Origin of the sequence: Nostoc sp., from assembly GCF_036917515.1 — a bacterium.
Lineage (GTDB): Bacteria > Cyanobacteriota > Cyanobacteriia > Cyanobacteriales > Nostocaceae > Nostoc.
The window spans coordinates 1-11,698 of record NZ_JBALDE010000077.1 but is presented as its reverse complement, the minus strand read 5'-3'; the positions used below and the strand labels follow the sequence as shown (position 1 = coordinate 11,698).

The 11,698-nt window shown below is 41.0% G+C and carries 10 protein-coding genes and 2 pseudogenes; 4 read left to right on the top strand and 8 right to left on the bottom strand.

The window, feature by feature from the left end:
* Nucleotides 1-278: 278 nt before the first annotated feature.
* From V7K89_RS09395 to V7K89_RS09380, 4 genes are all read right to left on the bottom strand, one after another.
* Nucleotides 279-869: a peptidoglycan-binding protein gene (locus V7K89_RS09395; protein WP_335186489.1), complete on the bottom strand. Its 591-nt coding sequence runs from the start codon at nucleotides 867-869 to the stop codon at nucleotides 279-281.
* 243 nt (nucleotides 870-1,112) lie between these two features.
* The gene (locus tag V7K89_RS09390; protein WP_335186488.1) at nucleotides 1,113-1,574 is read right to left on the bottom strand and encodes a response regulator; all 462 of its coding nucleotides are present in this window, start codon (nucleotides 1,572-1,574) and stop codon (nucleotides 1,113-1,115) included.
* A gap of 151 nt (nucleotides 1,575-1,725) precedes the next feature.
* Nucleotides 1,726-2,478 carry a Crp/Fnr family transcriptional regulator gene (locus V7K89_RS09385; RefSeq protein ID WP_335186486.1) on the bottom strand — a complete coding sequence of 251 codons (753 nt, stop codon included), beginning with the start codon at nucleotides 2,476-2,478 and terminating at the stop codon, nucleotides 1,726-1,728.
* Nucleotides 2,479-2,558: 80 nt separating this feature from the next.
* Nucleotides 2,559-3,305: a Crp/Fnr family transcriptional regulator gene (locus V7K89_RS09380; protein WP_335186484.1), complete on the bottom strand. Its 747-nt coding sequence runs from the start codon at nucleotides 3,303-3,305 to the stop codon at nucleotides 2,559-2,561.
* Nucleotides 3,306-4,389: 1,084 nt separating this feature from the next.
* Between V7K89_RS09380 and V7K89_RS09375 the strand changes: the two genes are divergently transcribed.
* The 3 genes from V7K89_RS09375 (at nucleotide 4,390) to V7K89_RS09365 (ending at nucleotide 7,636) form a co-directional block, all read left to right on the top strand.
* Nucleotides 4,390-5,427: an NADP(H)-dependent aldo-keto reductase gene (locus V7K89_RS09375; protein WP_335186482.1), complete on the top strand. Its 1,038-nt coding sequence runs from the start codon at nucleotides 4,390-4,392 to the stop codon at nucleotides 5,425-5,427.
* Nucleotides 5,428-5,605: 178 nt separating this feature from the next.
* Nucleotides 5,606-6,733 (top strand): aryl-sulfate sulfotransferase, encoded by a 1,128-nt coding sequence (locus V7K89_RS09370; RefSeq protein ID WP_335186480.1) that lies wholly within the window; start codon nucleotides 5,606-5,608, stop codon nucleotides 6,731-6,733.
* Nucleotides 6,734-6,964: 231 nt separating this feature from the next.
* Entirely contained in the window at nucleotides 6,965-7,636 is a 672-nt protein-coding gene (locus V7K89_RS09365) for a glutathione S-transferase family protein (protein ID WP_335186478.1), read from the top strand.
* A 137-nt stretch (nucleotides 7,637-7,773) separates the two neighbouring features.
* On the opposite strand, the pseudogene V7K89_RS09360 reads toward V7K89_RS09365, so the two are convergent.
* From V7K89_RS09360 to V7K89_RS09345, 4 genes and pseudogenes are all read right to left on the bottom strand, one after another.
* A pseudogene (locus V7K89_RS09360) lies at nucleotides 7,774-8,795 on the bottom strand (zinc-dependent alcohol dehydrogenase family protein).
* Between the two features lie 348 nt (nucleotides 8,796-9,143).
* Nucleotides 9,144-9,338, bottom strand: a complete 195-nt coding sequence (locus V7K89_RS09355; protein WP_335186476.1) for a hypothetical protein — start codon at nucleotides 9,336-9,338, stop codon at nucleotides 9,144-9,146.
* Between the two features lie 127 nt (nucleotides 9,339-9,465).
* Complete coding sequence (locus V7K89_RS09350; protein ID WP_335186474.1) at nucleotides 9,466-10,488, bottom strand: tetratricopeptide repeat protein; 1,023 nt, start codon at nucleotides 10,486-10,488, stop codon at nucleotides 9,466-9,468.
* A 322-nt stretch (nucleotides 10,489-10,810) separates the two neighbouring features.
* Nucleotides 10,811-11,049, bottom strand: a pseudogene (locus V7K89_RS09345) (IS4 family transposase); the annotation flags it as partial.
* A 343-nt stretch (nucleotides 11,050-11,392) separates the two neighbouring features.
* Here V7K89_RS09345 and V7K89_RS09340 point away from each other — a divergent pair.
* Nucleotides 11,393-11,668, top strand: a complete 276-nt coding sequence (locus tag V7K89_RS09340; RefSeq protein WP_335186472.1) for a Precorrin-3B methylase — start codon at nucleotides 11,393-11,395, stop codon at nucleotides 11,666-11,668.
* Nucleotides 11,669-11,698 lie beyond the last annotated feature (30 nt).

The following is an 11,698-nucleotide window of genomic DNA, read 5'->3' as shown; positions in this document are numbered from 1 at the left end:
CCGAGACTTTTATTTATATTGCGATGATACGTATTATGCTTCGACGACTCGCATGAGTTTTTACTTTCTTGGACTTTTAAAACATCCTCTAAGGTGCCTAAAACTGAGGTAAAAGTCAGTTTTTCACTTTATCAGTTCTTGTAGAGTGAGGTTGTATTGCCCGCCTGATGACGGGCCAGACGTTCTGAAATTTTGATTTTCTGAACTTTTGACTTCTCTCCATTCCACCAGAAAATAGGTAGAACTTGGAAAGGAGATGTTCAAAGAGTTGCTTCTGGCTAAATACCCAGAGCAGATCGAGTTTCGGGGCCCACAACACCATCTACAAGTAAACCTTTACTTGCCTGAAAGCTTCGGACTCGGCTAACAGTTTCTTGACCGTAAATTCCATCAACTCTGAGATTACCCAAAGCTGTTTGAACGTCTCTGACGAGCAGACCTCTAGAACCAGGGGTAAGAATTATAGAACCGCCAACACCACCGGGTCTAGTCACAGGAAGATAGTTAGGTCTATCACCAATCCATCGGGCAAAAACGTATCTACCCGTAGAAAGTCTGGCAAAACCGTTTTCATATCGTTCAATCGCTGGAAGTGTTGCCCCATTTGGTACACAGTCCACATACGAGTAATTGGTGCTTGGGCCTGAACGGACGCGTAAACAACTGCCGTTAGTCTTTACATAGGCAGCTGAACTCATTTGAATTTGGGTAATAGCAGCAAGTAATACACCAACACCAGCTAAAGCTAACCAAGCCGAAGATTTAAATAGTTTTTTCCAATTTAATTGAGGTTTAGGAAGATTATAATTAGTGTTTCCAGATGCCTCTTCTTGAGCAATAAACATCTGAGAATAAGCAAGATATTCCATAATGCACTCCTTGATATGAAAAAATGAGTACTTGCAGAGAATCACTTGGTTGTTCTCTGTATTTATTCTTAGTATATTTTATATCACTACCTGGGAATAAATTTTTACTACTAGCAAAATTAATAAAAAATAAAATTAGTCAAAAGATTCCTGAGAAAAAGCATCGCCTGATGATTTAGGATAAAAATCACCAGGCGTTGGTATAATCCGTCGTATAAATTGTATTTTTACAATAAATAAAATTTAGTTAAAGCTTTCTTGCCTACTGGCTTCTGCCTTGTTGCATCCCAATATCTCAAGCCGATTGTCGATTCCAGTTAAACTAGCAACCATAAAAGCTAATTCATCTAAGTCTATAGGCTTACATTGGTATATATCATAACCTACTGATAACGCCATATCACGGTCTTCTTCGTAAGGAGATGTCGTCAGAGCAATAGCTGGAAGCTTTCTCCCTCGCTTTGCTTCCAGATTTCTGGCCTTCAAGAGCAGTGAGTAACCGTCTTCATCTGGTAAATAAATGTCACTAATTAGGATGTCTGGTTTAAAAAATGACATTATTTCTATAGCTTGCGTTGCTGAAGCAACAGTGATAATCTCTGCTCCGCCTAATTCAAATAAGTAGGTAAGTAATATTCTTGTATCAAAGTCGCTATCAACAACTAGCAATCGCACACCTTTAAAAGACATCGATTGATTAGACATATTCTCATCACTCTGTAATTCAAGTACTTGAAGTAGTAATCACATCAAAAGCCACATATTTGTAAGCGCTATTTGATCCATACTTTACTAAATCTTAAAGAAAGTACTAGTAAGTGTCTGTCCGGTTTCGGACATAGTAACTTCAAATTATTCATTGGCGATGTCTACGACGGGCTACGCCTACGCACCTTGGCTGATTCTCCAGCAACCGAGCAAATTCGCCTTGTATGACTTGATAACACTCGCAAGAAGTTGCTTTCAAAGCCTCTCGTTTCAGGATGCTAATATGACTACGCTGGTAGCGAATCATTCCGGTTCGGCTCAGGGTTTTAGCCGCTACTGTGACACCGGAGCGCCGTACACCTAGCATCTGGGCGATAAATTCTTGCGTGAGTAGAAATTCCTCTGATTCCAGGCGGTCAGAGACTGTCAGTAGCCAACGAGCCAGCCGCTCCTCTAGGGTATGAAAACGGTTGCAGGCACATCCTTGCGCCACTTCAGTGTATGCAGCTTGTACATAGCGCAGCAGCAGGTTTTGAATAGCTCCGCCCTGATTGAACTCGGTTCTAAGTACATCTGTATCCATCTGCATGGCACTACCTGAAACCTGCACAAACACTTTTATGGTTGTTGTGTTGCTTCCTAAAATTATTGGGATATCAACCATGCCTTCATTGCTCACTATCCCAACTTCCATCATCGAGCCATTTTCCATCTCAGTGACTAAAGAAACTACTCCATTTTGGGGAATATAGACCTGTGTGATCGGTTCTTTTGATTCGTAAATGACTTGCCGAGTCGAAAGCGAAACCAACTTCAAGTGTGGAACAAGACGCTGATAATCACTAGTTGACAAAGCCGCGAGTAACTTATTTACTTGCGGCTTAAGAGGGTTTTTGCTCACTAAACATTAAAAGATAAACTTGCTCAAAATACTTTAAATCAATTTATTTTTGCGAGTCTGTTCGGTTTCGCACGCATAACTCAAAAAAATTTTTGGCCTCGCTTACTGGGCATGAAGCCCAGTAAGCGAGCAAATTCGTTTTGTATGATTCGATAACACTCGCAGGAAGTTGCTTCCAAATCCTCTCGGTTCAGGATGTTAATATGACCACGGTGATAGCTGATCATTCCGGCTCTGCTGAGGGTGCTAGCCGCAACTGTAACGCCGGAACGACGTACACCTAGCATCTGGGAGATAAATTGTTGAGTAAGGGGAAAATCTTCTGATTCCACGCGGTCAGAAACTGTCAGTAGCCAGCGAGCCAGCCGTTCGTCCAGTGTATGCAGACGATTGCAGGCAGCTGCTTGCATTAGTTCAGAGTATATAGCTTGTATGTATGACAACAGCAGGGTTTGAATAGCTCCGCCCTGATTGAACTCGGCTTTAAGTACATCTGCATTCATCTGCATAGCAGCGCCCGAAATCTGCACAAATGATGTTGTGGTTGTGATATTGTTTCCTAAAATTGCCGGGATACCGGCCATACCTTCATTGCTCACTATCCCAACTTCCGCTGTTGAGCCATCTTCCATAGTGGTAACTATAGAAACCATTGAGTTGTGAGGAAAATATATCTGTGCGATCGGTTCGCCTGCTTGGTAAAGTGTTTGGTGAACTTCGAGCGAAACCAGCTTTAGATGGGGGAAAAGACGCTGATAATCATTGGCTGGCAAAGCTGCAAGCAACTTATTTGCTGGTTGCTGAAAGATGTTTTTATCTAATGACATTAGAAGTCACTCTCCTTAAAGTAGGTGACTCTAGAAAAGCCAACTCCGGGCACAAGGAAAGGATTTAAGCATCAGATCCTAATGTCAAAAGGTGTATTCGCTAAAGAAACACGGGGACAATTTAAAAAAGCTTAAATGAAAACACTTGTTTGAGTCTATACCGTTTGCTACATAGAAGCTTAACAAAAACTATTTTTGCTATATCAAAAGTATGATATTTTTATAGCAAACATTTTGCTTTTTAAGTAGAATTATATTTATTTATTACTTCAAATTACTTGCTATAGACATGAGTATCGTTGTCAGCGATCGCAGCAAAAATTCCTGATTATACAAGTCCTTAAAATCCTAAGTCTTTATCATGTCATTGCTATTAGCTGTTGTAAACTCTTGCAGTAATTTTGGTATATTTTGATTACTGTCAAGAAAAGCTACTTAGAGTCAAATAGATTAATATGAACATTTATTAAGGCTTAGTTTTAGAAAAATCTTCAGATTTTTTGATATACTACGGCAAGTCTAACAATTTACTGTAGTATAAACTTAGACTACAATAGTCTATTTCACAAATACTCAATAAAAGCAAGTATTTTCTACTACAATTTTAGAATTTTTATTATTCCAAACTAGCTTACTTATCTGGTTCATCTATGCAATAATAAACAACTATACCCATAAAGTACGATTTGTCTATCAAGTTATAGTAGTATAAGCAAATCAATATTTGCGTTTGCTAAAAAATTTATATTGGCTAAGAGGTTGTTTGAAAAATGTTTCGCTGTGACTTGAGACACTTCTAGATCCCCTCTAACCCACGCCAGTCGCTCCACTTGAGGAGACCCCAAAACCGCGCTGGCTCCCCTTAAAAAGGGGGGAACCGGAATCAAAGTCTTCCTTAAAAAGGGAAATTTAGAGGAATCTAAGACTTTTGATACCAACAAGAGGACTTTTCAAGCATCCTCTAAATGCCAAATCCAGTGTTGTTTGAAGCTGTGGGACTTAAAAATAATAGCGCCCTTGACAAAATGCAAAATATCCAACAAAAATATCACTTTTGAATCAACTGAACAGCAACATAAAAATTATGAAGTATAACCAACTTGGCAAGAGTGACTTAAAAGTTTCTGAGATTTGTCTGGGCACTATGACTTATGGACAGCAAAATACCATTGAAGAAGCCCACGAGCAACTAGATTATTCTATTGCCCAAGGAGTCAACTTTATTGATGCGGCTGAGATGTATCCTGTTCCACCAAGAGGTGAAACTTATGGATTAACTGAAACTTATATTGGGGAATGGTTAAAGCGTCAACAAAGAGATCAACTTATTATAGCTACTAAAATTGCTGGGCCTGGTCGAGGCTTTAAATGGGTTCGTGATGGAGCCAAAGCAATTGACCGTGATAATATCAAACAAGCCGTAGACGATAGTCTAAAAAGATTACAGACTGACTATATTGATTTATATCAAATCCACTGGCCCGACCGCTACGTGCCACGATTTGGGCAAACGGTATTCGATCCGAATCAAGTGAAAGAGACAATTCCCATCGCTGAACAGCTAGCAGTTTTTGGCGATGTAATTAAAGCAGGGAAAATTCGCTATCTTGGTTTGAGTAATGAAACTCCTTGGGGAGTTGCCCAATTTAGTAACGCCGCAAAACAATTAGGATTGCCCAAAGTTGTTTCGATTCAAAATGCTTACAATTTGCTAAATCGAGTATTTGATGGAGCTTTAGCAGAAGCAGTTTATCAAGAAGAAATTGGGTTACTAGCTTATAGTCCTTTAGCATTTGGCTTCTTAACTGGCAAATATCTAAACGGTAAACCAGAAAAAACAAGAATAACTTTGTTTGAAAATTTCGGTCAGCGCTATTTGAAACCGAAAGTCAGTCAAGCTGTATCAGCTTATGTAGAAATTGCCAAGCGCCATCAACTAAGTCCAGCGCATCTGGCCTTAGCATTTGTGCGGAGTCGTTGGTTTGTGCCTAGTACAATTATTGGTGCTACGACACTGGAACAACTTAAAGAGAATTTAGAAAGTCTGAATGTAGTTCTTGACAAAGACATTTTGGAAGAGTTGGATATAGTTCATACTCAGTCGCCAAACCCAGCACCATAAATAATTAAAAATTCAAAATTCAAAATTCAAAATTAAAGACAGTTTGCCTCGTTACCAGGCTCCAGTCTGGTAACGCCTTCCTAGAGCCTCTGGCTCTTATTGTCAGAGTAGAAGTAAAGATAAGCGATGCACTCTGTCCTAGTTTTTAGATTCAAAACTAGATATTTAGCAGGTAAATATGACTTTTACAGCAATATCAATTGACCAAAATACTATTCGTCGTCGGGGTACTGGTTTAAAGGCTTACAATCCCAAAAAAGTATTTAAAGGATACACACTTTTCACACCCCTGACAGGTCAAGGTGAAGTCTACCTTCTGAACTTGGAAGGAGAAGTAATACACCAATGGAATCTGCCTTATCCACCAGGGTTATACGGTTATCTCTTACCCAATGGCAACCTTTTTTATAACGGTAAGACTCCACCAGAAAAACCCCTACGTTTTGCTTTATGGGCTGCATTCAAAAGTGGCGTTGTTTTAGAAGCAGATCCCAAGGGAAATATTATCTGGGAATATAAGCATCCAGATCATCATCACGATGGACGCAGATTAGCTAATGGCAACACAATTCTACTCGCCATTGAAAAGATACCTCAGTCTTTGATTCCTCGAATCAAAGGTGGCGTAACAGGTACAGAACCAGATGGTGATATCTATGCAGATGTGCTTTATGAGGTGACTCCAGCAGGTGAAATTGTTTGGACTTGGCACGCCCACGAACACCTTGATCCAGATAAATTTACCATTACACCCCAGGATCATCGACATGAATGGACTCATGGGAATACTGTGGGTGAACTCGCTGATGGCAACATTATAGTGAGCTTTCGTAATATCTCCACAGTTGTCATTGTTGATCGCAAAACCGGAGAAATCATCTGGACGTTAGGTGATGACGTGCTAGCACAGCAGCACTTCCCGAACGAATTAGCTAACGGTAACATCTTGATTTTCGATAATGGCGCACATCGCCGTAACATTGCTCTCAATTTCTCGCGTGTGATTGAGGTAAACCGTCAAACAAAAGAGATAGTTTGGGAGTACACCGACAATCCGCCCCAAAATTTCTTCAGTTCATACATATCAGGAGCGCAACGTTTAGCCAATGGCAATACCTTGATTACAGAAGGTGCTTATGGCCGGATATTTGAGGTGACAGTTACAGGAGAAATTGTTTGGGAATACATCAATCCCCACTTTGCATCTCGGAATATTCCAGGTGAGAAGTCGCCGGTAACTCGTGGAGAGCAAAATACGGTTTTTCGCGCTTTTCGTTATGCACCTGAAGAAGTGCCCTGGCTTTAGGAGAAGGGAGGGGGAGATGAGGGGACAAGGGGACAAGAAGAATAACCATACACAATGCCCAATGCCTTACCTAGCAGTCAAATTTAAAAGTTTGGTTAGTGTCGAGAATTTTTCACGCTACATTCGTTTCAAAAAGGCTTCGTGACACTAACAATTTAAGATTTGGGATTTTGGATTCAAATTCAATTCCCAATGCCGATTAACAAGTCCTATTTACTAAGGAACTTAGACATGGCTGAAATTAAAGTATACAGTGCAGTTGTTTGTCCTTATGCTCATCGTACCCGCTTGGTACTCCAAGAGAAAGGCATCGACTTCGATTTGATTGAGATTGATTTGCAAAATAAGCCGGAAGGATTTACCAAAGTTTCCCCCTATGGAAAAGTGCCTGCAATAACTCATAGCGATAACCGAGTTTGGGAGTCATCAGTAATTAACGAGTATCTCGATGAGGTATTTCCCAATCCACCACTGTTACCCAGCAACCCCATTGATAAGGCACAGGCTCGCATCTGGATCGATTTTGCTAACACCAGGTTCGTTCCTGCTTTTTCTACCCTGCTGCGGAGTTCAGATCCCGAAAAACAAGAAGCAGCTAAACAGGAACTATACAAACACCTGGAATTTATTGAAAACGAAGGTTTAGCAAAGCTTTCTAAAGAAGGCCCTTACTGGTTTGGTGAATCCATCAGTTTGGTCGATTTCACCTATTTCCCTTGGTTTGAGCGCTGGGCTGCACTGAAGCAGTATCGCGGTTTTGGAATACCAGAGCAATTTACCTGTCTACGTCAATGGAAACATGCTTTGAAAGAGTGTGAATCTGTGAAGGCGATCGCTCACTCTAAAGAATTCTACATTGAGCGATATGCTAAATTTGCTGCACCTACTCTCGCTGCTGTTTAAACGTAATTCATAACTATGTTTCAAGTGGGAATTTAAATTCCTACTTGAAACATAAAATTAAACTTTTTAAAATTACGAATTACGTTAGCGTAGCGTTAGCGAGTCCGCGTACTCTTTCAGAGAAGCAAGCTACGCTTTTAGCGTCTCGTAGAGAGCGTCATTACGACTTTACCGAAGTGAGCCGCACTTTAAGATAATGATAAGCCTCTCGTGCTTCAGTAAAAGGGAAAACTCTATCAATAATCGGTTTGATTTGATGCTGTTGCATCGCCTGATTCATCGCCTCAAACATTTCTCGACTGCCAACATAAATTCCCTGAACTGTTAAACTCTTAAAAAGTATTGGCATGGGGTCAATCTCATTTCCTCTGCCAGATAAAACGCCAATCAAACTAATACGTCCCCCAATACGAACTGCTTGCAGCGATTTTGGCAGAGTACCTGCACCGCCTACCTCAATTACATGATCTACACCCGTGCGATTGGTTAATTGATAAACTTGCTTTTCCCAATCTGGTGTTGTTTTGTAGTTGATTGTCTCGTCAGCACCAAGCTGTTTCGCTCGTGCCAATTTCTCATCACTGCTAGAAGTAATAATCGTTCTAGCACCATGTATCTTGGCAAACTGGAGAGCAAAAATTGAAACTCCTCCAGTACCGAGTAACAAAACACTATCACCTGCACCAATATTGCCTTTTGTCACCAGCCCATGCCAAGCTGTAACTGCTGCACAGGGCAAAGTTGCACCTTCAATATAGGATAATTGGTCAGGTAATATTACTAAACCATCTTGGTGTAATACGACATACTCAGCCAGCATTCCATTGATACCGCCTCCGAGATCGGATTTCATTTTCTCTTTGGTTAAAGAGCTATAAATCCAGTCTTGGAAGAAAATACCAGCGACGCGATCGCCTATTTTCACCCTTGTCACACCTTCCCCCACCGCTACAACTTCTCCTGCACCATCAGACATGGGAATTAACGGATATTTCTGTCCAGCACCATAAGCTCCTTCAATGACTAGCAAATCGCGATAATTTAAGGATGTTGCCTTCACTTGAATCAGAACTTGTCCAGCCGCGGGTTTTGGTTCGGGGCGATCAACTAATGCCAGGGCATCAATTCCAGCGTTGCTTTGAATTTCGTAAGCTTTCATAGATGTATTTGTTCTCCAGATAAATCAAGGGGCAGCGGCAAGAGATACCCAGACAGCCATCAGACAGTAGACAGGCTTGCCCATTCAGAAACTTTTTATCGAAAGTATTCCACTAAAGACACTACAAATAGCTACTTTCCCCCTATAATGCTTTTGAGCTTTCCAAAATAATTAAGGTTCAAAGCTTACTTGACTTTGATATGACGCTAGATATGGTACAGGATTTAACCAAGACGCTGATATACCGCTGATAGCTTGTGTAAGAAAGAGAAATAGCAGCAAAAGGTTGCCATCCTGTGAATTCTTAACAACCCAATGGTTATGGGGAAATTGTTCCCGCATCTAATTTTATTTGACAAATAACCAAGTATCTGGATTGTAGTTTACAACAGATGTATTTGGCGATTTATTAAACTGTAAGGTTGCTGTTTCTACTGATTGGCTATCAACTGCCGCTTCTGATGGGCTAAGTCCACGCAAAGCGTCTACTCTCAGCCATATATGGGAGAAGAGGAACTGGATCAATACACTTGGGTTAAGCATTTTTTCTCTTCTCTCTGTTTCCTCTGCACTTCTGCGGCAAGCTGATGCAGCGTCTACGTCAAAAAAGTTGACTTTGATAAAGAGTTTTAGCCTTAAGCCTTAACTAAACTGTATTAAGAACTGGATGCTACAGAGAATCTATGAACTGCTGTACTTTATCTAAAAGTGGCTGATATTCAATTTGCTCTGCTAACTCTTGGGCATTTTGGTAGCACGAGCGCGCCATTTTTTTGCGTTTCGTAGTGGCGTAAACGCTTCCCATATTTAGCAAAGTTGAAATTTCTCCGAGATTATCGCCCAGTTCTTGATAAATCACAATCGCTTGCTTGTAGAACTTCATTGCTTGGCGATGCTCTGCCAAGGTGCTGTAGGTAAAACCGATGTTGTGAAGGGTTGTTGCCTCACCAGAGCGATCGCTGATTGCTCGACGTGTGAAAAGAACTTGATTGTAGAGCAATAGTGCTTCTTTAGGTTTTCCTAAATCATGATAGACAGAAGCAATATTGTTTAAGGTCGTTGCTTCTGCAAGCAAATTCTTGAGAGCTCGTTGAATTGGCAGTGCTGCTTGAAAAAATTCTAGCGCTTGCTCAAACTTGCCTAAGACATTGTAAGCAAATCCAATACCATTAAGCGTTGTTGCTTCACCAGAAAAGTCACCTAACAATCGCCGCATCCTCAAAATTTGGTGTTGTAGCAACAGTGCCCGTTTTGGTTCTCCTAAACGCGTATAAATTAGAGCGACATCATTAAGAGTAGAAACTTCATTTTGGGTATCTTGCGATCGCCTAAAGATTGGCAGTGCTTTGTCAAAATATTTCAACGCTTGCGAAAAGCGTCCAAGATGGCTGTAGGTAGAACCCAGATTGCTAAGTGCAGTTGCCTCTGCTGGCGTGTTGCCAATTTCAATAGCAACCGAAAGCGCCTGATGAAAGAGCTCTAATGCTTTTTGAGGTTGCCAGCAACTGAGGTGAGCTAAACCGAGGTCGTTTAATGTATAACCTTCTCTAGCTCGGTCTGGAATTGCTCTAGCCAAGTGTAAATTTTTGGTTGCAAGATCGAGAGATTCTTGAAATTTCCCCCGTTGGTAGTAGCGGTTTGCTTCGTCACGACGTTGTTCCCATTCTTTGACTTGATTTAAAGGTTGCGTCATCTGACCTCAGTTGCATTCTGCGATAAGTAGGTAGGACATCTCTTGGGAATGAACCCCTCTTAGGTTTCCCAATTTTTAACCTCAATCTTATATCTTTAGATAGAAGACGTAAACAGATAAGTATGCACTTATTTAATACTTACAGGAATATTTATGAAGCAATTAATACAAATACTGTAGGGGCACGGCACTGCCCATTGGTGTCAACTTAAGAAGATAAAGCCCAAATATTGTTGGGTGTAAGCGTCAATCTCTGGGTGGCGCTTACGCCTGGTTTTGACTAATCCAAGCAGCTCGTTGAGACACTCGTTGTACTTCTGCTTAATCCGGCTATCTGGCGATACACCAAACTCAATACTACTGCCATTATCACTGGCAATGTCAGAATCCACGAGCGCAATTTTTTTCATCTTCGCCTGAACATAACTTGAGTGGCTTGAAGCTGGCTGGTGATCGCAACGAATATAGTTTTTTTTCGATTTCTTCTATCGGCGGCACTAGTACATGTTTTTATTGCCGCAGGTCTGGGTTTCCTGTTCGTGCTGGGCATTTTCTACTCATAATGTATCACTAAGAACATCAATCAAGATGTTCTTAGATTACATCTTACGGTTTTCTTTTGCTTAAGTTGACACCAATGGGCAAGATGCCCACCCTACAACTAGAATACATCCTTTAATTCAGCAATGCCAATTTTCTCTATCAACAGATTTACTACTGCTTAATACCTCTTTACGATCACCGTTTATCCATTAACGCTTGTTGGGTAAAGACCCCTCATCTGGTTGGATAACCATGAGGAACAGCAATGAATCAACTCAGTGAAATCAGCCAGCTTGAAATTTGAAGTGTCAAGATAAATCTGACTTGCTAGGATGGCATTAGAAATTTCTAGCATTTGAGTATGACCAAGCAAGATACTCCACTTACGGGAGACGCACTGATTAAAGAAGTTTGTCGGCAGATTCGAGTAGCCCGTAGCTATTGGGATGCTCACAACAATGCTGCTTGTCGGGGCGAACGTGATCGCGCCTTAGCCCTTTACAACACTCTGACTAAGGAAGAAAAAGACCAGATTCCGCAAGTGTTGCGGGTGTGGTTGCGTTACCGCAGTGAGAAATATAGCAGTTCCTGCTTGAGTGCAATACAGTATGGGATGATGGAGTATATCAACGTCTAAGTGCCTGTAGAATGAAACCTTACTCCTGTG

Excerpts from the sequence above, each read along its gene's own strand:
- V7K89_RS09395 (WP_335186489.1), bottom strand. The coding sequence starts at position 869 with ATGGAATATCTTGCTTATTCTCAGATGTTTATTGCTCAAGAAGAGGCA.
- V7K89_RS09390 (WP_335186488.1), bottom strand. The coding sequence starts at position 1,574 with ATGTCTAATCAATCGATGTCTTTTAAAGGTGTGCGATTGCTAGTTGTT.
- V7K89_RS09380 (WP_335186484.1), bottom strand. The coding sequence starts at position 3,305 with ATGTCATTAGATAAAAACATCTTTCAGCAACCAGCAAATAAGTTGCTT.
- V7K89_RS09375 (WP_335186482.1), top strand. The coding sequence starts at position 4,390 with ATGAAGTATAACCAACTTGGCAAGAGTGACTTAAAAGTTTCTGAGATT.
- V7K89_RS09370 (WP_335186480.1), top strand. The coding sequence starts at position 5,606 with ATGACTTTTACAGCAATATCAATTGACCAAAATACTATTCGTCGTCGG.
- V7K89_RS09365 (WP_335186478.1), top strand. The coding sequence starts at position 6,965 with ATGGCTGAAATTAAAGTATACAGTGCAGTTGTTTGTCCTTATGCTCAT.
- V7K89_RS09355 (WP_335186476.1), bottom strand. The coding sequence starts at position 9,338 with ATGCTTAACCCAAGTGTATTGATCCAGTTCCTCTTCTCCCATATATGG.
- V7K89_RS09350 (WP_335186474.1), bottom strand. The coding sequence starts at position 10,488 with ATGACGCAACCTTTAAATCAAGTCAAAGAATGGGAACAACGTCGTGAC.
- V7K89_RS09340 (WP_335186472.1), top strand. The coding sequence starts at position 11,393 with ATGACCAAGCAAGATACTCCACTTACGGGAGACGCACTGATTAAAGAA.